The organism is Acinetobacter sp. 24-47-62, from assembly GCF_056779765.1.
This window is the reverse complement of record NZ_JBWYIN010000003.1, coordinates 227573-249777: the sequence shown is the minus strand read 5'-3', so window position 1 is coordinate 249777 and position 22205 is coordinate 227573. Positions and strand designations below refer to the sequence as shown.

Genomic DNA, 22205 nt, shown 5'->3' with positions numbered 1-22205 from the left:
GTATCTGATGAAATATTACAATCAGATACGACCACATCAATTTAATGATGGCATCAGCCCTTGTGAGGCTGAACAAAAACTTAAAACTATGTCCAATATTTGTTGACCTCTACATATTATAGTTTGAGGAGTTAGAGCTATGACAATCTTATTCTGCTTTATCGCTGTGGCTTCAATTATTTATCAGATTATAAATTTGTAAATCCGAGTCCAAGATTCACCCCGTTACTCTTACATATGAGATACGATGCGCCTAAAGGTTGTTATAAAAAATCTATATTTTATGTATGGAAATAAGCTATCTTTAATTTCTGCAATAGTACTTAACACATGATTATAACCAACACTTTCGTGTCTAGATTCATCACCACCAAATCGTTGAAGTTTGTTATGTACAAAATTATCTGATTTAAACTTTTCAATTAATTTCTCTGTGCTTTCCACAACTTTACTATCATTATTTGTAAGTTTTCTTACCAAGTTAGTTCTAGATAAATTTACCTCTTGCCATTTTTTTCGTTTCCCATAAAATTCTTTATAATTATCGCTTTTAAAGTCTGCATTCTTTTCTAAGTTTTTATAAATTCTTTCTAGATCGTCAAGCCTTTCCCAATATGCTTTACATTCACTGGCTGTAACCTCAAGCCCTTTCTGTAGATGCCAAACTAAAAAATACTTAAAGCGACTATATATGGTGTCCATCCTTTAAATGTTACCCAGCCATCTGTAACACAATTATCCATACCTTATCCTTTTAATACTCTATGAACAGTAACAACGTGACAACCAGCAGTTTTAGCAATTTCTTCTTTTGTTAAAACTTTTTAACTCTCTGATTTTATCATATTTTTAGTAGCAACTTTTTCTATTTGGATTGTATCTGCTTCTTACTAAACCTTGTTTAAAACTTTCTTGAGTCTAACAATAATGGTCAGTAGTTCCCTTTAGAGATAATATAACTTTAACTATTGATACATCATAAAATTAAAAAAAACGCCATGAATTTTCATGGCGTTTTAAAACACTTAAAGACTGTAATTTAAAAATTACAAAGTAGCCAGAATGTCTCTTAAAGCTTGATTTGGATTTTCTGATTTAGTAATCGGACGGCCAATCACCAAGTGTGTAGAACCATCTAACATTGCTTGCTTAGGTGTAACAATACGTTTTTGATCATCCGCTGCAGAACCTTCCGGACGAATTCCTGGAGTGACGAGAGCAAAGTTCTGACCTAAAGTTTCACGTAACATTTTTGCTTCTTGCGCAGAACATACAACACCATCCAAGCCACTTTCTTGAGTTAAAGTCGCTAGACGTTTTACATGTTCAAAAGGCTCAATATCTAAACCTAGATCACGTAGATCTTCTCGCCCCATTGAAGTTAATACGGTTACTGCAATCAACTGTGTTTGATAGTTACCTGCTTTTAATCTTTCTACACAAGTTTCCATCATTTTTCGTCCACCAGATGCGTGAACATTAACCATCCATACCCCTTGATCTGCAGCAGCGCAAACGGCTTGTGCTGTAGTATTTGGAATATCATGAAATTTTAAATCTAAAAATACTTCAAAACCCTGATCATGCAATGCTTTTACAACAGTCGGACCTTCATGTGTAAAAAGTTCTTTACCCACTTTTACACGACAAAGTTTAGGATCCAAATTCTCAGCCATTTTCAATGCGTCGTATTGGCTTTTTGCATCTAAAGCAACAATGATACTCAAGGTTGTTCTTCCGTCCATCTAAAGTTGCGTCATTATAAAGATGTTCAACTTAAGCTGCAAAATTAACTTTAAAAAACGCAGCTTAAAATTCAACAGTTTATTTTCAATAAAAAAACCTCTAAAATAAATTTTAGAGGTTTTTTAAATATTTATAAATTACAGCGGATTTGAGTTACGCGGATCTGAATGCACATCTAGTACTGTTTTTTCATGACGTACATTTGCAGCAGCTTCAGCAGCAGCTAACTGAGCATTTTGGATTTGTTCTTTACGAAGATATTCAATATCTTTGCGAAGACGCTTAATTTCCCAACTATTTTGGAATACACGGAAAACTTGAACTCCGAGTAATAATCCAACGATGATCCCAAGTGCCAAAGTCAACAAAAGCAATAAACCTAATCTCATTGCCGGTACTTGAGTGAAGAGAAGATCAACAGTCAGTTCTGTACCATTTTGCAGAACCAATGCCAATGCATATCCGAAGATTACAACTAACAGTGCAACTAATACGTAACGCATAACCACCCCTGAGTAATTTATTATTTTCCTGCTGATTCGTTTACAGCATCTCTTAGTGCTTTACCTGGTTTGAAATGAGGTACAGCTTTAGCAGCCACTTCAACTGACTTACCTGTTTTAGGATTACGTCCAACTCGCGGTTCGCGATGATGTAAAGCAAAACTTCCAAACCCACGAATTTCAATACGATTATCAGCTGATAATGACTCAATCATTTGATCGATCATAATTTTAACAGCTTCTTCGACCAATGGCTCAGCCAAATGAGGGTTTTTGATAGAAATACGTTCTATTAAGTCAGACTTATTAAGTGCTTCAGTAGTCATCTGCGACCTCTTTAATTATCAAGCTACTCTGTGCATAGCGAGATAATAACCTGTTTAAATACAAAACGGTAGCGCAGTAAGTCAATACTACGCTACCGTTTACAGTATTTGTGTAAAAAGTATTAGTTAAATTACATTAACAATACATTGAACACGAAAGACTTAGTGGTTCATTTGAGCTTTGATCAAATCACCAATTGTCTTAGGACCGTTGTCTTGACCTGCAGAAGCAGTTTTCAAGTTAGCAACAGCTTCTTTCTCTTCAGCTTCGTCTTTCGCTTTGATAGACAAGTTGATTGCGCGTGATTTGCGATCAACATTGATGATCTTAGCTTCAACTTCTTGACCAACTTCTAAGAATTTAGTTGCATCTTCAACGCGGTCACGGTTGATTTCTGAAGCTTTAAGAGAAGCTTCAACTTCGTCAGCCAACTTAATTGTCGCACCACGAGCATCAACTGCAACTACAGTACCTTTAACAAGAGCACCACGTTCGTTAGCAGCTAAGAAATCGTTGAACGGATCGCTGTTCATTTGCTTGATACCAAGGCTGATACGGTTGCCTTCAGCGTCTACAGAAAGGATAACCGCTTCAACAGTGTCACCTTTCTTGTAACGACGAATCGCTTCTTCGCCTTGTTCGTTCCAAGAAATGTCAGATAAGTGAACTAGACCATCGATACCGCCTGGTAAACCGATGAAGATACCGAAGTCAGTGATAGACTTGATTGTACCTGAAACTTTTTCACCTTTGTCGTGAGCCTTAGCAAACTCTTCCCATGGGTTAGCACGAGTTTGTTTGATACCAAGAGAAATACGACGACGCTCTTCATCAACCTCAAGAACCATAACATCAACTTCATCACCAATCTGAACAACTTTAGATGGGTGGATGTTTTTGTTTGTGTGGTCCATTTCTGAAACGTGTACTAAGCCTTCAACGCCTTCAGCGATTTCAGCGAAGCAACCGTAATCAGTTAAGTTAGTTACACGCGCTTTAACGATAGAACCTTTAGGGTAACGGTTCATGATCGCTAACCATGGATCTTCACCAAGTTGTTTAAGACCTAATGATACACGGTTACGCTCTTTGTCAAATTTAAGTACTTTAACAGTAACTTCTTGACCAACTTCAACAACTTCTGATGGATGCTTGATACGTTTCCAAGCCATGTCAGTGATGTGAAGAAGACCATCAATACCGCCAAGGTCAACAAAAGCACCGTAGTCAGTAAGGTTTTTGATTGTACCAGTAACTGTTTGACCTTCTTCAAGTTGAGAAAGAAGAGCTTCACGGTCAGCTGAAGATTCAGCTTCCATAACAGCACGACGTGATACAACAACGTTGTTACGTTTAGCGTCAAGTTTGATAACTTTGAATTCTAACTCTTTACCTTCAAGGTGAGTCGTGTCACGGATAGGACGAGTGTCTACCAAAGAACCTGGTAAGAACGCACGTACTGGACCGATGTCAACAGTGAAACCGCCTTTAACCTTACCAGAGATAACACCAGTAACGATCTCGCCGTCTTCAAAGATTTTTTCAAGTTTAGTCCAAGTTTCAGCACGTTTAGCTTTTTCACGTGATAAAACTGTTTGACCCATACCGTTGTCAAGCGCTTCAACAACTACGTCAACTGTGTCACCAACGTTAACTTCAAGTTCACGTTGTTCGTTTAAGAATTCAGAGCGAGCTACTACGCCTTCAGATTTAAGGCCAGTATCTACAGTTACCCAGTCAGAATCGATGCTAACAACGATACCTTGGATGACTGCACCCTTTTCAACGTTGAGGTTTAATTCGCTTGCTTCAAAGAGGGCTGCAAAAGATTCGGTCATGATATACCTAGAAAAGTCAGCGGTCTTGGATCAGACAAGGCCGGTTTAGTTAAGTATCGACATAGTCCATATAGAACTGATCAAGCTATGCTTCCACTAATATTCATTAATTTATCTTATTGCGCATCAATATATGCGGTCATCAGGTTAAATACAGCGTCAATGTCCAGATCTGAACTATCGATAATGTAAGCCCCTTCAGCCGGCTTAAGCGGCGCAACGGTTCTTTCCATATCACGCTTATCACGTGCTTGGATATTAGATAAAATGTCGCTTATTTTAACATTTTGCCCCATGGCCTGCAACTGCTTTACACGTCGCTCAGCACGCGACTCAGCAGAAGCCGTCAAATATATTTTTGCTTGGGCTTCTGGGAAGATTGAAGTCGCCATATCACGTCCATCGGCAACAAGACCTGGTGCTTGAGCAAATGCACGTTGTCTTTCGAATAATGCCTGTCTTAATTCAGGTACAACTGCAACCTTGGATGCAAACTCACCGACTTTTTCAGTGCGAATTTCATCCGTTACATCATGCCCGTTAAGTAAAATTTTTGTTTTTAAATGATCACTAACAAATTGAATATCGAGATGAGTCGCTATTTCTACGCATTTAACCAACACATCTGGATTGTGAATTGAATCAATTAAATTCAGCTGATGTAATGACAATCCCAACAAACGATACAAAGCGCCAGAATCTAGTAAATGAAACTGGTAATGCTGTGCCAATTTTGCTGCCAAAGTTCCTTTGCCTGAACCGCTTGGTCCATCGATCGTGATAATTTGAATTGTCATTACTTTACCAACTTCGCCTTAGAGGCGTTTTGCTAATTTCTTAAAGCCAAGTGTAATAGCAAGTTTGAGTTGTGCAAGAATTAATTTGCTCACAAATGGTGCTCTTGCCTGTAATTCGATCGTGTATGTGACTAAAGTTTTAGCTGATGAAAGCTCTTTAAATTCAATAATTCCAAGATGATGTTTGATTAATGGATTCTTGATAAGTTTGTATTCAATACGCTTATTTGGTTCTAGTACAGTAATTTGTTCTTGAATTGGCTTTATTGGGCCTAATCCCATTTTTCGTACTGATCCAATCCCATCAGGACGACTCGGATCAGCTGCATCTTTAATGCGTACAACCTGAATCGGTGCAAATACATCATTATAAGTCGCATGTTTTGACAAAACTTCAAATACACGATCTATAGGCTGGTTAAATTCTTGCTTAACTTGGATTGAATTCATTTTTATTCCTTTTCATTGAGTCCGCTTCATATTGACAATACATTATGTCAATTTTTCCACAATCAACAATAGCAATCATTCCTGATTATTTTCTATTTTTTGTCGTACACGCTGTTGTTTTTTTTGTTCACGTCTGAATTTAAAAAATTCTGAAAGCTGATGAGCACACACTGATTGCATGCACCCCCCTTCAAATTCAAATATATGGTTGTAATAACCTTGATTATTCAATAACTGTCGCGCACTGACCAGCGAACCCGCTTTCGGCTCTAAAGTACCAAATACAACACGATGTACTCGAGCATGAATTAAAGCCCCCACACACATCGTGCATGGCTCAAGGGTTACATAAAGGGTTGCATCTTCTGGTAGACGATAGTTCTGAATTTGATTACATGCTTGGCGAAGTGCGACCACTTCAGCATGAGCAGTCGGGTCATGACTCAGGATGGGTTGATTATATCCTTCACCAATTACTTTTCCTTGACTCACAATGACAGCTCCAACAGGGATTTCTCCCAATTGAGCTGCAAATGCAGCCTGCTCATAGGCACGCTGCATCCATTTTAGATCTTCAGTATCAAATTGGATTTCAGTCAAAATTAGATAATACCGTACTGTTTTAACAAGTTATTCCAGCTCTCGATATTTGTAACTGGTGGGTGCGCACTTAAAATTCCTTTTAAGGACATGGATTCTGCAGGTGTCCATTCAGGAGATAAATCTTTATCCACTAAACGTGCACGTACGCCTTCAACAAAATCAGGATGTCTAATTTTCCAATCAGAAATTTGAGTTTCAAGTTCAAATACTTCTTGCCAAGGATGAACTTGACGCCCCCATTGCCATAACAACCAGGTAATGGCAGCTGTACTTGGTGATCCTTTTGCCAGATTTTCACTCGCTTGTCTTAGCCAATCACTTCGTGCATCACTTAGACCGATAATTGCTTCGTAGTCATTTTCAAAGTTTGCACCACGACAGACACTGTGAATCACGTCTAACGAGATTTGCAGTGGCCCTGGAGAAACTGGTCGATGCAAACTATTTAAAGTGTCATCTAATGCCCTAAAATCACCAGCAGGATAATGATCCCAATCGATATTGATCAACTTTTGTAAAACAACATCGCGCTGAGCATCACAAATATGAGTCGCCCAGCCAATACCATAAGCTCCTGCCGCAGTCATGATCGATCCAGTTAAACCTGTAAATAGACCAATTGGACCACGATCTGCCAAGAAACGACTAGCACCAACATCTGGATATAAACCAATATTCACTTCTGGCATTGCAAGACGCGAATAAGGTGTAACGAGTCTGAATGGTGCAGCCATAAATAAACCAAGCCCACCCCCCATCACATAACCTTCACCCCAAACGACAATCGGCTTAGCGTAGTCATGCAACAAAAGATCTAGCGCGTATTCTTGTTCAAAAAATTTATTTGCCGCATCAACCTCATTATTGATGACCAACTGACGGAGTTTGCGTACATCCCCACCGGCACAAAAAGCTTTAGGGGTTGTTGAATCAAACCAGATCGCTTTAACCGCATCATCATGATGAAACTTTTCAAAAACAGCCAATAAAGCCGTCACAATAGATTCATCAAGTGCATGTAAAGATTTTGGACGATTTAATCGAACCACTCTCCATCCATTCTGTGCTTCTTCAACAATTAAGTCAGGATGATATTGATTCGTCTCAGGAGATATTGTCATGCTTCCAGCTGCCATTTAATTGGCTCAATGCCATTTTGTTTAAGATAATTATTTGTTTTTGAAAAAACTTTACACCCAAAAAAACCACCTCGGTTTGCTGCCAACGGTGATGGATGTGCTGCTTTTAAGACCAAATGCTTATTTTGGTCAATTCGTTGACCTTTCTTATGCGCGTACGCACCCCAAAGAATGAAAACGATCTTTTCACGTTGCTCATTTAGAACATCTATCGCAGCATCAGTGAAATCTTCCCAACCTTTCTTTTGGTGTGAAGTCGGCTGACCCGCTTCAACAGTCAATACACTGTTCAGCAATAAGACACCCTCTTCAGCCCATTGGGTTAAATCACCATGCTTGGCAGGCACTATTCCAAGGTCAGTGCTGAGTTCGTGATAGATATTACGCAAAGACGGCGGTAATGCAACACCCTTTTGCACTGAAAAACTCAATCCATGTGCTTGATTTGGACCGTGATAAGGATCTTGACCGAGAATCACGACCTTTACACGATCTAAGGGTGTGGTGTTGAACGCATTAAAAATAAGGGAATTAGGTGGGTATATCACCTTATTCGCCTGTAATTCAGATTTGAGAAAAGCTTTCAGCTGATCCATTTTATCGCTGAGCAAAAACTCTGCTAAAGCATACTTCCAACCATCCTCTAACCGAACTTGATTCAGTTGACTTAATTCTTGTTCGGTGAGTTGCATTGTGTTCATCCCTAAATCAATCACAGCTTTAAAGTTTTACTTGTAAATCTACACTTGGGTTCTTAAAAGTGAATCCTTGTTTCAATTGTTCGTACATTTTAGGATCAGACCATTCATTTTGAATTTGTTCTGAGAATACGATTTGATCAAGCGCCAATAAGCCCATCTGTTCATTTACGATATCTTCAGCAAAACTTTGCGCATAGCCTGTGTCAGTTTCATGCACGATCACTGAATAGACTTCGACATCACCTTCACCATTTTGCGTGATAGTTGATTTCAGTACTTGTTCTGCCAAATAAAAGAAAATTCGAGAAAATTGTTCAGCAGAAGGTGAAACTGGCAATGAAACCCAACGCGCACTAAAAGTTTTACATGCTTGAATATATTCAGCTGAATCCTCTTGCCAAAAACAAATCGCATGATCAAAACTATCATAAAGTTCTTTGATCACACCTTTCAGCAAACCAAAATCATAGACCATTTGACCATGATCTAGCTTTGAGGCTTTCAATAATAATTCGACTTTATAGCTATGACCATGAATTGAACGCTTACAGCGGTCTGATGTGCAATTTCGCACAATATGCGCGTTTTCAAACTTAAATAATTTTCGAATTAACATATGTCAGAGCAATAAAAAATCATGGATTAAAATGATTATAGTGCATATTCACACAACTCATCATTAATTTTAACGTTTTAAGCAATTGGCAAAACGTATTAAAAACAAAAAAAATAAAAAGCTATCATTCAATTTATTTAAATTAATAGTTTAGCAATTTAATCAATTGGTTTGAAGAGGTGCCAAACTTCTTGAGAAGACATAAACCTTATCTTCATCACGCATCAGATAACTCGAAAAATATCGCTTTCGATCAGATAGCATGATTTCAATATCTGCTCGATAGAATGCAGATTTAACATCAAAATTATTTTTTGCTGTTCTTTTAGCTTCTTCACTTAACTGACTTAGAGTGTTGAGTTCCCAGAGCTGATCTACGGACTCAAAAAACTCACCATTGGCTTTTTTCTGATTCAAATCACGCTGTACATTTTGCACATCCAAACTTGGGTCTATAGCAGCAATAATCATCGCTGGTGCTGTATTAATATTAATTTTAATTTCTTTTAAAGGAATCGCTGTAACATAAGGTTTTATCAATAAAAACTTATCACCTTCAAATCCTCGCACTTGCTTCAACTCTTCCACGCTATGAAAAGGACCATTCGCTGGCAAATAAGGACGCGTTAAACTTGAATAATAATTACTCTCTGCCCCCATCGCGCCAATCGTCAAATCATCTTGATCTTGCCAATCAATTACCGCTTCATTTAATTCTTCTGGCAAACCAAGCTTTGTTAATAATCCCTTAAAGTAATTCACCGCATTATCATTCGGCACGCCATCATCTTTGACTAAACTGTTTAAATTAAACTTACCCGTTTCATCAATAATTCGCCCTGCGACATAACCACCATCAATTGGAAATGGTGGCATCGGTTGAGCCCAAGTTTCTTGAAGATTATCAGATTTTGAATTGGACTTGGCATCTTGAACCAATAATTCAGAGAAAAAAGCTTCAGCACTTTTTGCATAATACAGCGCTTGGTTTTGACGAATCACATAGGCCGTATTTTCACTGGTATTGTATTGACGATGGGCAATCGTCGCAGCAATGATAGTTGCTAAAGCGACTAACATTAAAATCGTAATCAGGGCGATTCCTTTTTGCTGCTTCATGCATTTTCCTAATGATTATTGACTAGATGCCGGTTTTAAATAGTCAGTATTTAGCAAACTAAAAATCCACTCGTATTCAACATCTTGTTGTTTAAATCTAATTCGCATACCTTTAGGCAATAGCCGAGCAACACCATCTTGAGCATCATTACCATTAGAACTTATTGTTGATGCATCCGGCCACGAATTCAATTCATTCGGGTTCAAAATTGTGATTTGAAACTCATCCACATTCTCTAGGATCGTACTGGATAAAGGTTGGGTTGTTTGAAGAACGTTCAGATTGGGATACTTTAAACGATAAACTTTTCGATCTTGTGCATTATAACGATATTCTATTCTCTCAAATGGAGACAAACCCTGTTTCAGCGGATCTGTGACCCCTGCCTTACTAAATTGTAAAGACTGATCATCCAGTAAAAATGCAGGTTGGATTTGTCCTGCGATATTTGCAGTCAGCGGTACAATTTGCAAAGCATCTCTTTGCATTTGTAAATAACTATCTTGCAAACTGAGAAGCTGCTGCTCATGCACCGCATTGCGATCTTTGACTTTATTTAAATAATCAAAAATTTTCCATCCCAAAGCAGACAATACTGCAAAGATGGCTATGGCAACCAAAAGCTCTACCAAGGTAAAACCTTGTTGTTTACTCTTGATCATGAGTTGGATTGCTCTCTGATAGGATAGTTATAAAACACCATGGTGGTGACACCAGATTCAACTTTACCTAAATCATTGTTATATAGACTCACTTGCACTTCTATTTTCTGAACATCTGGGCTAATAGTCGCTTCTGATTTTTTATCAATTTGCCAACTTAACCCTTGAGAGGTAATTTGCTTCGATTGAGTTCCCTCTAACCATTCACCACTAATTTGCATTGCAGCGACTTCATTTTGTGCGACGAATTGTGCTTTTGTTCGTAAAATTGCATTCGCAGTCGCCTGTGTGTACTGCATAGCTACCTTCGTCAATGACATTGCTGCTACAGCGAAAATAGCCAAAGCCACCACTACCTCAATCAAGGTAAATCCTTTAAGCGCCCGCATCGATTTTACCCAAGTAATCTATTTGAATAAGATCACCAATTGCTTTTTGTTCATAATACATTTGAATTGTGACAGGTTTAACCTCGCCATTGCCCAACCAAATTAATTTCGGTGCATTATTATTCATCAAGTCTGCATTCGTTGCATTTTCAAAACTATAGTCGCTACTTTCAATTTGAAATGAAACCTTAGCAGGGAGTTCTCTCGCAGAAAACTCGGGCATTTCAACCCAAGTGGAAGGTTGACGATTATTGTTCGATACAAGCGTCTGCTCAGGACGAGTTAAATCATTATATTTTTGAAATGTATAGCTAAACTGATCACCATTCCATTGTGGCACCAATGCAACCACTAACGATTGATCAACAGCCTCTCGTTGAATACGTTTTAAATCTAATATTAAAGCTTCTCTAGCTTGCATTGCCTTACGTTGATCAATCCCACCAATATTCATCACCACCAATGCCGCCATGATGCTGATGATCACAATGACCACCATCAATTCGATTAAAGTAAATCCGCCTTGACGGTGATCTAGAGATTGCATATTAGGCCACTGATTCTGTCAAATTAATCTGTTTAGGCATCATCAACGCTTGATCAATTAAAGCAACCCTTAGCGTATCTCGACAGCCTAAATAGCGTTGATAGAAACTCGAGTTTAATATCGCAGCACCACCATGAGTAATCGACCAAATGGATGCTAAATAATCCCGAGAACTCATCTTACTTTGAATGGATGCTAGATGATTTTCTGTCATACGAATGATAATTCTGAGTCTACTTTTGCGAATCTGATACATTTCATTAAACAAATGATTAATACCCTGACCGGTTGTAGACAATCGTTCTTCAATTTGATGAAAGAGTACAGTACGTTCTGGATGATGCAAATGATGCAACATAAAAAAAGCTAAATGTTCAGGAAAGCCTTTTTCAGTATCTCGAACCATTTCTAATAACATGCGCTCATTACGAATAATGAGCAACATGTACAATTCATCTTTACTTTGGAAGTGCTTATAGAGTGTTCCTTTTGCTAAATCTAACTCAGCGGCCAATGCATCCAATGTCATGCCCGCTTCGCCGTTTTCCAAAAGAAGTTGTTCTGCGACCTGAAATATTAATGCTTCTCTCGCTCTAAACTGAGCCTGACGATCCATCTTCACTCTATAAACTCTCTTCTTTCTATTTTCCGTATTAAATTTTTACTGCATTCGTAGAAGATTCTCGAAATTTTGCGTTGTAATAAAGGCAATCTCCTCGACTGACTTATCATATACATCACTTAATGCTTTGGCTACATATGGGACATACTTTGGTTCATTAGACTTTCCTCTATATGGCATTGGTGCTAAATAAGGGCTATCAGTCTCAATTAATAGTCGATCTAATGGAACTTGCTTGGCCACATCACGTAAATCCTGAGCATTTTTAAACGATACTATTCCTGAAAATGAAATGTAATAACCGCAATCTAGAACCGCTTTTGCCGTATCCCAATCCTCAGTAAAACAATGCAAAATTCCGTGTGTCGACTTTTCAGCTCTTATAATATCTATCGTATCCTTTTTAGATGAGCGTGTGTGTACGACCACTGGCTTTTTCACCATCTGTGAAGCTTGAATATGTCGTGCAAAACATTCTTTTTGTTCTTTAACAAATTCAGTACTGTGATAATAATCTAGACCCGTTTCACCAATTGCCCAGACCTTATCTTTACTCGCCAATTCAACCAAAGTTTCAACAGTAGCACGCTGCATGACTGCTGGATCTTCACATGGATGCACCCCAACGCTGTAACCCACTCCTTCGTGTCGAGCTGCAATTTCTGACAGAATAATATGATCATCCAAATCAACCGATATCCCCATCATTTTTGTGACACCAGCATCAATCGCTTGCTGAATTGCTAAATCGATATTTCCCTCGTAAGGTTCAAGATTGAGCATGTTTAAATGACAGTGTGTATCTACAAACACAAGGACACCTTTTAATTTTTTAAGTCAGAGCCTACATTGTAAAGCTTGCACGTGCTGTTGACATACTTCCAGCGAGTATTTTTTCTGCTTCCATCTTGTAATAGGCTCCTTTATCTCCAGTTAACTGCAATCCAAAACCTTGTGGTTTAATGCCCGATTGCTTATAGGAAATCCAAATCACCTTACCCGTAATTGGTATTTTTTGGGTTTGATTAGGAAGTGTTGCCAAGATAAAAATTTCTTCACCCATTTTGACTGGATGTTTGGTTGGAATAAATAATCCACCACCCTCAACAAAAGGCATATAACTGGATTGCAGAGTTTCGCGATCATTAATATTGACTTGTAATAAACCGCCCGGACGTGGCTGCATCTCTATCCCCTGTATTCAAACATGATTATTGAACATTCATTAATTTTATAAAAAGCTGATCAACAATTAAATTTGATTGAACATTCTGCTCAACCATTTGTTTTGCTTGATGCACATCATTATAAATATCAAATAATTGCTCTAATTGATATTGCTCAGCCAACAAACTAAAGTCTAAATCGCTATTTTTTACATTTTGTTCCATTTTATAGGCAACAAGATCAGCTAATAAGTACTCAAACATAACAATCAACTCGGAAAAGTTGAGTTGCTTATTCCATTTAGAGGCGTACTGCATTGGCATATTTTTTTGACTGACTAAATGATACCAATCATTTATAAACGCACTTCGCAGAGTTAACCATTCACTTGAGGCCAACTCAATAGCAGCTAAAGGCATACCATTCGAAAGGTTAAGCAACAGTGAGCTCAAAGTCTGCTGCTCTGTATTCAAGTGCTCATTCAAATATGCATTGGCTTGATCATCAGTCAGCCGATCTAAGGCGTAATGTTGTAGGCGACTTCGTATAGTGGCTGGTAATTTTAAATAATGATCCGCCAAAAGAATAATCACAACACGCTCACCTGGTTCTTCAAGTGTTTTCAATAAAGCATTTGACGATGCGATATTGAGCGCTTCCGCCGGTTCGATCACAATAACCCGCCAACCATCGACGGTTTGTTGCACGAATGGCTGTAATTCACGAATTTTCTCAATTTTAATTTTAGCGTTTTGTTTCTTATTGTCCTCATCCGTCGTGACGTAAACATAATTTGGATGAGTATCTGATTTTAGCCACAAACAACTTGAACACTGACCACAAGGTTGATTTGGCTGCTTATCTAAACATAGCAGCCAAGTAACAAATTGCTGGGTAAAAGCTTCTTTACCACAGCCTTTTTTGCCATAAAAAAGTAATCCATGACCTACTTGAGGAAACCGCTGAGTCAGTGTGCTCCATACGTTAAGTTGCCAAGGATAAACATGCTGAGTCTGAGTCATTGACTAATCTATACTATTGGAAATGAGAAATAGGCATTGCATTAAGACGGTCTAAATCTTGTTGCGTATCCACACCTGGTGGTAAGCTCACCTCTGCCACATCAATTGCGATTCGATGACCATTTTCTAAAACACGCAGTTGCTCAAGGCTTTCTAAAACCTCGAGATCTCCCTGATCCCATGTCACGTACTCTTGTAGCAACTTCACTCGATAGGCATATAAACCAAGATGTCGGTAGGCTTTTCGATGTAGTATCTGAGGTTGTTGCTTTGATCCATCACGATCATATGGAATGGTTGCACGACTGAAATAAAGCGCTTCATTGAACTTACTCATGACGACTTTGACAATACTATCGCGTTTAAACTCTTCTAATTCTTGGATCACTTCACACAAAGTGGACATTGAACATTCAGGCTTTTGCTCTAACAAAGAAGCAACCTGTTGGACTAAAGATGCAGGCAATAATGGTTCATCACCTTGCACATTTACAATAATATCTTCACTCGCCCAACCTTTGATTCGTGCAACTTCACTCAATCGGTCGGTTCCAGAAGGGTGTTCTGCACTGGTCAACACAACATCAATTTGTTCTGCCTTACAAAGATCAACAATTCTTTGATCATCAGTAGCAACACATAAATCATCAAACCCAGTCACTTTTCGCGCCTGATCTACCACACGTAAAATCATTTCACGCCCGTGTATTTTAAGGAGTGGTTTTCCAGGTAACCGCGAACTTGCAAAGCGAGCAGGTATTACAATATGTTTCATGGATATTCCTTATGTGTTTACGATACCGAGTTTTGCAAGCTGTTGATCCAGCAAATCATAACAAGCTGATGATAAAGCTGCTTCAACAGGAACCACCCAAATTTCACGACTAAATTCTGGATGTTGTTTTAACAAAGGGAGGAGTTTCACAGCATCTTTTTCAGTGGTGATGATTGGATTTGAATCTTCAAATTGTAAATCATCAATCTGATAATCATAATGATCAGGAAATTCATGACACTGAAAATGCTTTAAGCCCATACTTTCAAGGGTTTTATAAAAGCGTTGCGGGAACCCAATACCTACGACCGCATAATAATTCAAATCAGTGGCAAAATATTCAACTTGATCTTCCACTGGATTTAACAAGTACGGCGCTGCGACTTGTAATTGCATATACAGATCTGAACTTGGTTGTTCAGCATGCTCAATTACTGTACCACTGCATAACCGTGCTACTGGCTCACGCAAAAAGCCTTCTGGCAACAGTTTCTGATTACCCAAACCACGATTGTTATCCAGCACAATCCATTCTAATTGACGATCAAGTGCCCAATGTTGCAAACCATCATCACTAATGATCAAATCAAGTTGATGCTGAGAGAGAAGTAACTCTATACTTTTCTGTCGTTGCCCACCTACGACCATCGGCACGCCTGTAGATTGCACAATTAAACAGGGCTCATCACCCACTTCATTTGGCTCAGAATCGAGATTCACGCTTGCAGGAAAAGGACCTTTACCACCATAGCCTCGACTAATTACTCCAACTCGAATATTTTTTTGTTGAAGATATTTAACCAATTGAATTAATAACGGTGTTTTACCACTACCACCTACCGTTATATTGCCAATGACCATGACAGGAACTGGTGCAGTATAAATAGGTTTTATACCACGTTGATACAACGCTTTGTTCAGGAAAAATCCTAATCGATAAAGCAATGACAGGGGTCGCAATACAATCAACCACTTGGATTGCTTATTCCAAGCGTTTTGAATGACCTGCGCAATAGACATAACTTATTCCTCAAAATTACGTTGATGCAGTTGGAAATATGCACCACGCAAATCGAGTAATTCCTGATGTGTTCCCTGCTCTAATATCCGACCTTTATCCATTACTACGATAAGATCTGCATTCTCAATCGTTGATAATCGATGTGCAATGACAATCGTGGTCCGATCCTGCATAGCTGCATCAAAAGCACGCTGAATAAAGTATTCAGACTCATTGTCTAATGCGCTTGTCGCTTCATCAAGAATTAAAATTGGAGCATTTTTTAAGATTGCGCGAGCAATTGCAATACGCTGTCTTTGTCCGCCAGATAAATTTAAACCTTGAGCACCTAATGGTGTGTCATAGCCTTGAGGCAGTGCCATAATAAAGTCATGGGCATAAGCAGCTTTCGCAGCAGCAATAACCTGCTCTTCCGAAGCATCTTGTAACTGACCATAAGCAATATTCTCACGAACAGTACGGTTAAACAGCACGACTTGCTGATTGACCATAGCCACTTGTGAGCGTAACGCTGTAACTTCAATATCTTGAATATCATGGCCGTCAAATTTGATTGACCCTGAACTTAATTCTTGAAAACGAACCAATAAGTTAACTAAAGAAGACTTACCAGCCCCCGAACGCCCCACCAACGCTACAGTCTGCCCAGCTTTAACATTTAAATTGAAATCATGGATGGCATGGAAACCATCGCTATATGTTAAATTTGCCTGATTAAATTCAATATTGCCTTTGAGTTGTGGTTTTAACTGCCCTTCATTTTTTTCTTCAGGCATATCCAATAACTCAAATACTGAATGTGCTGCAGCCATTCCTCGCTGTAATTTTTCATTGATATCGGTTAAAGCTTTAATCGGCTTACTCAACATACCGGCTGCAGTAATATACGCAACAAACTGACCCGCTGAAGTATCCTGTAATATCTCAGGTCTTAAAGCAATCCAAATCACAATACTTAAAGCGATCGCCATAATAAGTTGTACAACAGGACTATTTAATTGTTGTACTGCAACCATTTTTAAACCACGACGCAAGTTTTCGAGTGAGGTTTCTTTAAAACGAGTTTGCTCGTATGCCTGTCCACCAAACCCTTTAACAACCAGATTACCATTCACGGTTTCTTGCACTACATGGTTTACATCACCCATCGTATCTTGCACTTGAGTAGACAGCTTACGCATACGTTTAGCAGCTTTTCTAATCAACAAACCGATTAATGGCGCAAAAATCAAAATACATAAAGTCAAGCGCCAGTTGGAATAGAACAAATATCCTAACAGCGCAATGGTGATCAAACCTTGTTGTAATAAGGTTCTTAATGACTCCGTTGAGGCAGCAGTCAGCTGTTCAACGTTGTACATAATTTTGGCAGTAATATGACCACTAGTGTTATCTAAATAATATTGCGACGGCAATCGCATTAACTTAGCAAAAACTTCTTGGCGAATATTAAAAATTAGATTTCGAGAAATCACCGAAGTGTAGTATCCACCTAGAAATAGCCCCACTCCTCGTACAAACATCAAAACAACAACCAAAAATGGGAATAAGTTCGTGAAACTTCGATCCTGTTCTTGAATGGCATTGATAATATGCTCTAATAATTTCGCAACAGAAACTTCAGTCGCGGCATTCAGCACAAAACCAAATACAACAATCAATGCAATCGTCCAGTACTGTTTTAAGTAACTCAACAAACGCATATAAACTTTAAAATCTTGCTTCACTCACAACCTCTAATTGGTACGGTATCCTTAAACACCTAAACAGATTCAGCACGTATGCAATTTAATCATACATAATTCGAACATCGAATGCTAAAGTCTGCCCCACTCTAAAATCAATGACCTGATTGTATGGAATGATCAAAGTAAACCTTAGCTCAATTGGAGTATTGAGACCTAAATGACTTAAATCTCAAACTCATCTAAATAAATCACATTTACTGCTTTTAAATTAATTATTTTTCATCTAAACAGATATTTAGAATACCATCTAACTCATCAAGTGAATGGTAATGAATCACAAGCTTACCTTTACCTTGCTTATTGTGATCAATTTTAACATCTGCACTGAAACGTTCAGAAAGACGCTGAGTCAGTTGCTCTAAATCAGCTGAAATTGATGGTTTTGGCTTATCCTGTTTTGGTGCATTAAAATCACGCACTAACTGTTCTGTTTGACGAACAGAAAGGTTTTTTTCAATGACAATTTTTGCAATTTCAATTTGGTCTTTTGCACGCAAAGTCAATATTGCACGCGCATGCCCCATATCTAATTGACCTTGTTGGATATGGTCTTTAATCGGATCCGCTAAGCTTAATAAGCGCAATAAATTACTTACTGTAGTACGTGCCTTACCCACCGTTTCAGCAATTTCTTGGTGACTTAATCCAAACTCTTCATGAAAACGCTGCAATGCCATAGCTTGATCAATTGGATTTAAATCTTGGCGTTGAATGTTTTCAATTAATGCCAACGCAATTGCAACTTGATCTGACAAATCACGAACAATTGCAGGAACTTCATTTAGTCCAGCGATTTGAGCTGCTCGCCAACGGCGCTCCCCTGCAATAATTTCATATTGATGTACATCATCCTCAATTGGACGAATGACAATCGGCTGCATGATGCCATGCTTTTTAATAGAAGATGCTAATTCCTGAAGGTCTTCTTCATGAATAAAGCGTCGCGGCTGATAATTACCACGTTTAAGAAGTTTGACATTTACTTGTTTGAGCTGACCATGATCTAATGACTGTGCTTCTAATTGTAATTTTTCTTTTTGAATAGAGCCCAATAACGCATCTAAGCCACGACCCTTTGCTAAGCCTCTTTTCTTCACGGTCATGCTTTACTTCCTTTTTTCACTTTGGTTTTTTTTAACATTTCAGCAGCAAGATTCAAATAAGCCACTGCACCCTTAGAACTTTTTTCAAAATAAATAATCGGCAACCCATGTGCTGGCGCTTCCGCTAAACGCACATTTCGAGGAATAACCGTTTCGTATAATTTTTTACCAAAATACTGCTCCAACTCATCCGACACATCACGTGTCAGCGCATTTCGAGCATCGTACATGGTACGCAATACACCAATGATTTCTAAATCAGGATTTAACGCTTGTTGAATACGATCAATCGTTTGTGTTAAATCCGCCAAACCTTCCAAGGCATAATATTCACACTGCATTGGAATGATCACGCTTTTAACAGCAGCCAATGCATTTACCGTGATCAAACTTAAGCTTGGTGCACAATCCACAATGATGTAATCAAACTTATCTTCAATTTGTTGGATCGCATCACGCAGAATAAATTCACGACCGTCTTGCTCAGCAATGGCTAATTCAACACCTGCTAAATCACGATTGGAGCCAAGTACGCGATATCCAACTTCAGCTTTAGTGATGGCTGTTTCAATTGGCACTTCACCCAGTAAAACATCAGTTACTGAGTATAAGAGATCATTCTTTTGAATACCCGAACCCATTGTGGCATTGCCTTGAGAGTCCATATCAATCAACAATACTCGCTTTTTAAGCACTGCTAATGATGCAGCCAAATTTACAGCAGTCGTGGTTTTACCTACGCCACCTTTTTGGTTCGCAATAGCAATAATTTGAGCCATGGTAACCCCAATCCCTAGAATTTTTAAATTTGTTTAAGTAGCAATAAATGACGTTGTTCATCTAAACGAGGAACGTGAAGCTCAATAATTTCGCAACTCAACTCATCTTTATGGTTTTCAATTTCCTCAGCAGGAATTAAACCTTTCATAGAAGCAATAACACTGTTTTCATGCATAAAAGGACGAGAAGCAGTAATAAAATCTGTCAGTGAGGCGAAAGCACGACTGGTAATTACATCGAATTTACCCAGTTCATTAATACTCTCTTCATTCTCTACTCGAGTTTGAACTGCCACAACATTTTTTAGTTTTAGATCAGCAATAAACTGTTTGAGAAAACGAATTTTTTTTCCATTCGAATCCAGAAGCACACAGCTTCGCTCAGGTTGACATAGCGCGATGATCATCCCCGGCATACCACCACCGGTACCGATATCAAGCAATCGCCCTTGAGGCAAGTCTTTCAAGATGCTGAGGCTATCCAATAAATGCTTAACTAACATTTCTTTAGGATCACGAATCGCGGTCAAGTTGTACGCCTTATTCCACAATACAAGCGCATCTTGATATTTTAATAATAAACTCAACGCCTCACCAGTGAGTGATAAACCTAGTTTTTGACTACCTTGTTGTAACTCATGAAAAAAAGGATGCATAAACAGTAAACATCTCAATAAAATTAATCAAAGTATACCGTTTTATGCATCGTGGAACACTATTTAACGCTTAGTGAATACTCAGTTAGTTAAATTGTCCTTCTCGAATTTGCTGATCCAACTGCATCAACCTTTCTGGAGTACCCACATCCACCCACGTTTCTGCCATTTTTGCAGCAGAAATTCTGTGGTTGTGCATAGCATCTTTAAGCAAAGGTGCTAAAGGACGCTTGCCCCATTCTAGACCTTGAAATAAACGAGGATGAATCACCGCAATACCACTATAAGTCAGATTTTCGCCCTCTTTTTCTTGCTCAAAAGTATAAGCACGACCATCTAATAGTGTGAAATCACCTTGAGGATGTTGTAGCGGATTTGGTACAAGTACCAAGTGTGCTAGATCTTCTTGTAAATCAAGCTCAAGCAACTGAGCAAAATCAAACTGAGTCCACACATCCCCATTGACGAGAATAAATGGTTCTTCACCCAACAACGGCAAAGCATTGATGATTCCACCAGCTGTTTCCAAACCCTCATCTTCACGCGTCCAGCGAATGTTCACACCAAACTGAGAACCATCGCCTAAAGCACCGATCAATTTGTCGGCCAGCCATGCCGAATTAATAATAATTTCACTAACACCAATCGACTTTAGTTTTTCAATATGCCATACAATTAAAGGCTTTCCACCCACTTCCAACAGTGGCTTTGGTTTATAAAGCGTCAAGGGACGCATACGGTTACCCAGACCGGCTGCTAAAATCATGGCTTTCATGCAGCTACTACCTCATAGTGACCATACTTGGCTTCAAATGCATGAAGCACTTTATCTTCAACCCATTGAATAAATGGAGTGAGTTCAGCGTAAGGCTTCGACTCTTCGAGTAAATACCACATGACACGAGGCAGGTCTTTTAAATAGCCCGACTTTCCATCACGTTCAAACAATCGCACAAAAATACCTAAAATCTTTAAATGGCGTTGAATCGCCATGAAGTCAGCATCTTTAATGAAGCGCTCTAAATCACGATCAATTTTTGAATCATCTGGTAATAATTCATAGAAGGTTTTAAACCATTGTTTTACACGTGCTGGAGGCCATTGCACGTATGCATCACGTGTAATTGAAATCAAGTCGTAGGTATCCGCACCGATTACCGCATCTTGAAAATCAATTACGCCTTGTTCTTGTTCATCATTCAACAACATGAGATTACGACTGTGAAAGTCTCGATGAACAATCACTTGTGGTTGAGCTAAAGCCACATTTGCCAATATCGCAAAAGTACGCTTAATCAAACCTTGTTCATCAGCATTTAATCGAATATTTAGTGATGGAAGCAACCAATCTGTGAATAACTCCATTTCACTGATTAATTTTTCGTAACTATATTCTGGAAACTGATCCACACCATGAATAGACTGTAATTGAATGAGTTGTTTAAAACTCTGTAAATAATGCTGATCTACCGTGTCATTGTTTAAATGGTTCGCTAAAAGCTCATCCCCAAAATCTTCAAGAAGCAACAACCCTTGCTCTAAATCCTTTGCAACAATATGTGGAACACGAACACCATGACGATCAAAGAATTCATCAATCGTCACAAAAGGTACACAATCTTCTTTTTCTGGAGGTGCATCCATTAACATAAATGATTTATTATTCAAGGTGATTCGCGCATAGCGACGGAAACTGGCATCGCCTGCTAAATATTTTATTTCGAACTGCTCTGATTGAAGTACAGATTGCACCCACGTATGTATCAATTGTTCACGTTGTGTATTCATTTGCTATAAATTCTAGTACAGGCTGAATATTTAAAGTGCTAAGTGTAGCCACTAATCCGTTTTTTCTCTATGATGCGACAATAATT

At 38.6% G+C, this 22205-nt stretch carries 27 protein-coding genes and 1 pseudogene; all 28 read right to left on the bottom strand.

Annotated elements, in window-relative coordinates; translation table 11 throughout:
- Positions 1-231: 231 nt before the first annotated feature.
- The 28 genes and pseudogenes from AC1M87_RS04105 to AC1M87_RS03970 all read right to left on the bottom strand — a co-directional run bounded on the left by AC1M87_RS04105 (position 232) and on the right by AC1M87_RS03970 (position 22119).
- A complete protein-coding gene (locus tag AC1M87_RS04105; protein WP_481593014.1) occupies positions 232-702 on the bottom strand; it encodes a hypothetical protein in 471 nt (156 codons plus the stop codon).
- A gap of 44 nt (positions 703-746) precedes the next feature.
- Positions 747-815 (bottom strand): annotated as a pseudogene (locus tag AC1M87_RS04100) (recombinase family protein); the annotation flags it as partial.
- 231 nt (positions 816-1046) lie between these two features.
- Entirely contained in the window at positions 1047-1745 is a 699-nt protein-coding gene (gene pyrF, locus AC1M87_RS04095; protein ID WP_481593013.1) for an orotidine-5'-phosphate decarboxylase, read from the bottom strand.
- A 138-nt stretch (positions 1746-1883) separates the two neighbouring features.
- On the bottom strand, positions 1884-2249 hold the full coding sequence (locus AC1M87_RS04090; protein WP_035264552.1) for a lipopolysaccharide assembly protein LapA domain-containing protein: 366 nt from the start codon (positions 2247-2249) through the stop codon (positions 1884-1886).
- Between the two features lie 20 nt (positions 2250-2269).
- Positions 2270-2575 (bottom strand): integration host factor subunit beta, encoded by a 306-nt coding sequence (locus AC1M87_RS04085; protein ID WP_035264555.1) that lies wholly within the window; start codon positions 2573-2575, stop codon positions 2270-2272.
- Positions 2576-2737: 162 nt separating this feature from the next.
- On the bottom strand, positions 2738-4414 hold the full coding sequence (rpsA, locus tag AC1M87_RS04080; protein WP_035264556.1) for a 30S ribosomal protein S1: 1677 nt from the start codon (positions 4412-4414) through the stop codon (positions 2738-2740).
- A 116-nt stretch (positions 4415-4530) separates the two neighbouring features.
- Positions 4531-5211, bottom strand: a complete 681-nt coding sequence (gene cmk, locus AC1M87_RS04075; protein ID WP_035264559.1) for a (d)CMP kinase — start codon at positions 5209-5211, stop codon at positions 4531-4533.
- An 18-nt stretch (positions 5212-5229) separates the two neighbouring features.
- Positions 5230-5661, bottom strand: coding sequence for an SRPBCC family protein (locus AC1M87_RS04070; RefSeq protein WP_092766227.1), 432 nt, complete (start codon positions 5659-5661; stop codon positions 5230-5232).
- A gap of 75 nt (positions 5662-5736) precedes the next feature.
- Positions 5737-6261 (bottom strand): tRNA adenosine(34) deaminase TadA, encoded by a 525-nt coding sequence (gene tadA, locus AC1M87_RS04065; protein ID WP_481593012.1) that lies wholly within the window; start codon positions 6259-6261, stop codon positions 5737-5739.
- A 2-nt stretch (positions 6262-6263) separates the two neighbouring features.
- Entirely contained in the window at positions 6264-7385 is a 1122-nt protein-coding gene (locus tag AC1M87_RS04060) for an enoyl-CoA hydratase/isomerase family protein (RefSeq protein WP_481593011.1), read from the bottom strand.
- A complete protein-coding gene (ung, locus tag AC1M87_RS04055) occupies positions 7382-8095 on the bottom strand; it encodes a uracil-DNA glycosylase (RefSeq protein ID WP_481593010.1) in 714 nt (237 codons plus the stop codon). The genes AC1M87_RS04060 and ung overlap by 4 nt, the downstream gene beginning before the upstream one ends.
- Positions 8096-8123: 28 nt before the next feature.
- Positions 8124-8720, bottom strand: a complete 597-nt coding sequence (locus tag AC1M87_RS04050; RefSeq protein WP_180027682.1) for a 6-pyruvoyl trahydropterin synthase family protein — start codon at positions 8718-8720, stop codon at positions 8124-8126.
- A 162-nt stretch (positions 8721-8882) separates the two neighbouring features.
- Positions 8883-9839: a type II secretion system minor pseudopilin GspK gene (gspK, locus tag AC1M87_RS04045; protein WP_481593009.1), complete on the bottom strand. Its 957-nt coding sequence runs from the start codon at positions 9837-9839 to the stop codon at positions 8883-8885.
- 15 nt (positions 9840-9854) lie between these two features.
- On the bottom strand, positions 9855-10502 hold the full coding sequence (gene gspJ, locus AC1M87_RS04040) for a type II secretion system minor pseudopilin GspJ (protein WP_481593008.1): 648 nt from the start codon (positions 10500-10502) through the stop codon (positions 9855-9857).
- A complete protein-coding gene (gene gspI, locus AC1M87_RS04035) occupies positions 10499-10891 on the bottom strand; it encodes a type II secretion system minor pseudopilin GspI (protein ID WP_481588351.1) in 393 nt (130 codons plus the stop codon). Before gspI ends, gspJ begins: the two co-directional genes overlap by 4 nt.
- On the bottom strand, positions 10878-11438 hold the full coding sequence (locus AC1M87_RS04030; protein ID WP_481593007.1) for a pilus assembly FimT family protein: 561 nt from the start codon (positions 11436-11438) through the stop codon (positions 10878-10880). The genes gspI and AC1M87_RS04030 overlap by 14 nt, the downstream gene beginning before the upstream one ends.
- A 1-nt stretch (position 11439) precedes the next feature.
- The gene (locus AC1M87_RS04025; protein WP_035264575.1) at positions 11440-12054 is read right to left on the bottom strand and encodes a TetR/AcrR family transcriptional regulator; all 615 of its coding nucleotides are present in this window, start codon (positions 12052-12054) and stop codon (positions 11440-11442) included.
- A 45-nt stretch (positions 12055-12099) separates the two neighbouring features.
- On the bottom strand, positions 12100-12873 hold the full coding sequence (locus AC1M87_RS04020; protein WP_481593006.1) for a TatD family hydrolase: 774 nt from the start codon (positions 12871-12873) through the stop codon (positions 12100-12102).
- A gap of 31 nt (positions 12874-12904) precedes the next feature.
- Positions 12905-13246, bottom strand: coding sequence for a PilZ domain-containing protein (locus AC1M87_RS04015; RefSeq protein WP_481587020.1), 342 nt, complete (start codon positions 13244-13246; stop codon positions 12905-12907).
- A gap of 25 nt (positions 13247-13271) precedes the next feature.
- Positions 13272-14249 carry a DNA polymerase III subunit delta' gene (locus AC1M87_RS04010; protein ID WP_481593005.1) on the bottom strand — a complete coding sequence of 326 codons (978 nt, stop codon included), beginning with the start codon at positions 14247-14249 and terminating at the stop codon, positions 13272-13274.
- Positions 14250-14262: 13 nt separating this feature from the next.
- The gene (gene kdsB / locus AC1M87_RS04005; protein WP_481591157.1) at positions 14263-15024 is read right to left on the bottom strand and encodes a 3-deoxy-manno-octulosonate cytidylyltransferase; all 762 of its coding nucleotides are present in this window, start codon (positions 15022-15024) and stop codon (positions 14263-14265) included.
- Between the two features lie 9 nt (positions 15025-15033).
- On the bottom strand, positions 15034-16044 hold the full coding sequence (lpxK, locus tag AC1M87_RS04000; RefSeq protein ID WP_481588355.1) for a tetraacyldisaccharide 4'-kinase: 1011 nt from the start codon (positions 16042-16044) through the stop codon (positions 15034-15036).
- Positions 16045-16047: 3 nt separating this feature from the next.
- A complete protein-coding gene (gene msbA, locus AC1M87_RS03995) occupies positions 16048-17772 on the bottom strand; it encodes a lipid A export permease/ATP-binding protein MsbA (protein ID WP_481593004.1) in 1725 nt (574 codons plus the stop codon).
- 233 nt (positions 17773-18005) lie between these two features.
- Positions 18006-18896, bottom strand: coding sequence for a ParB/RepB/Spo0J family partition protein (locus AC1M87_RS03990; RefSeq protein ID WP_481593003.1), 891 nt, complete (start codon positions 18894-18896; stop codon positions 18006-18008).
- Positions 18893-19675, bottom strand: a complete 783-nt coding sequence (locus AC1M87_RS03985) for a ParA family protein (RefSeq protein ID WP_035264598.1) — start codon at positions 19673-19675, stop codon at positions 18893-18895. The genes AC1M87_RS03990 and AC1M87_RS03985 overlap by 4 nt, the downstream gene beginning before the upstream one ends.
- Positions 19676-19698: 23 nt before the next feature.
- Positions 19699-20331, bottom strand: coding sequence for a 16S rRNA (guanine(527)-N(7))-methyltransferase RsmG (rsmG, locus tag AC1M87_RS03980; protein ID WP_481593002.1), 633 nt, complete (start codon positions 20329-20331; stop codon positions 19699-19701).
- Between the two features lie 85 nt (positions 20332-20416).
- Complete coding sequence (gene murU, locus AC1M87_RS03975; RefSeq protein WP_481593001.1) at positions 20417-21106, bottom strand: N-acetylmuramate alpha-1-phosphate uridylyltransferase MurU; 690 nt, start codon at positions 21104-21106, stop codon at positions 20417-20419.
- Positions 21103-22119 (bottom strand): aminoglycoside phosphotransferase family protein, encoded by a 1017-nt coding sequence (locus AC1M87_RS03970; RefSeq protein ID WP_481593000.1) that lies wholly within the window; start codon positions 22117-22119, stop codon positions 21103-21105. Before AC1M87_RS03970 ends, murU begins: the two co-directional genes overlap by 4 nt.
- Positions 22120-22205 lie beyond the last annotated feature (86 nt).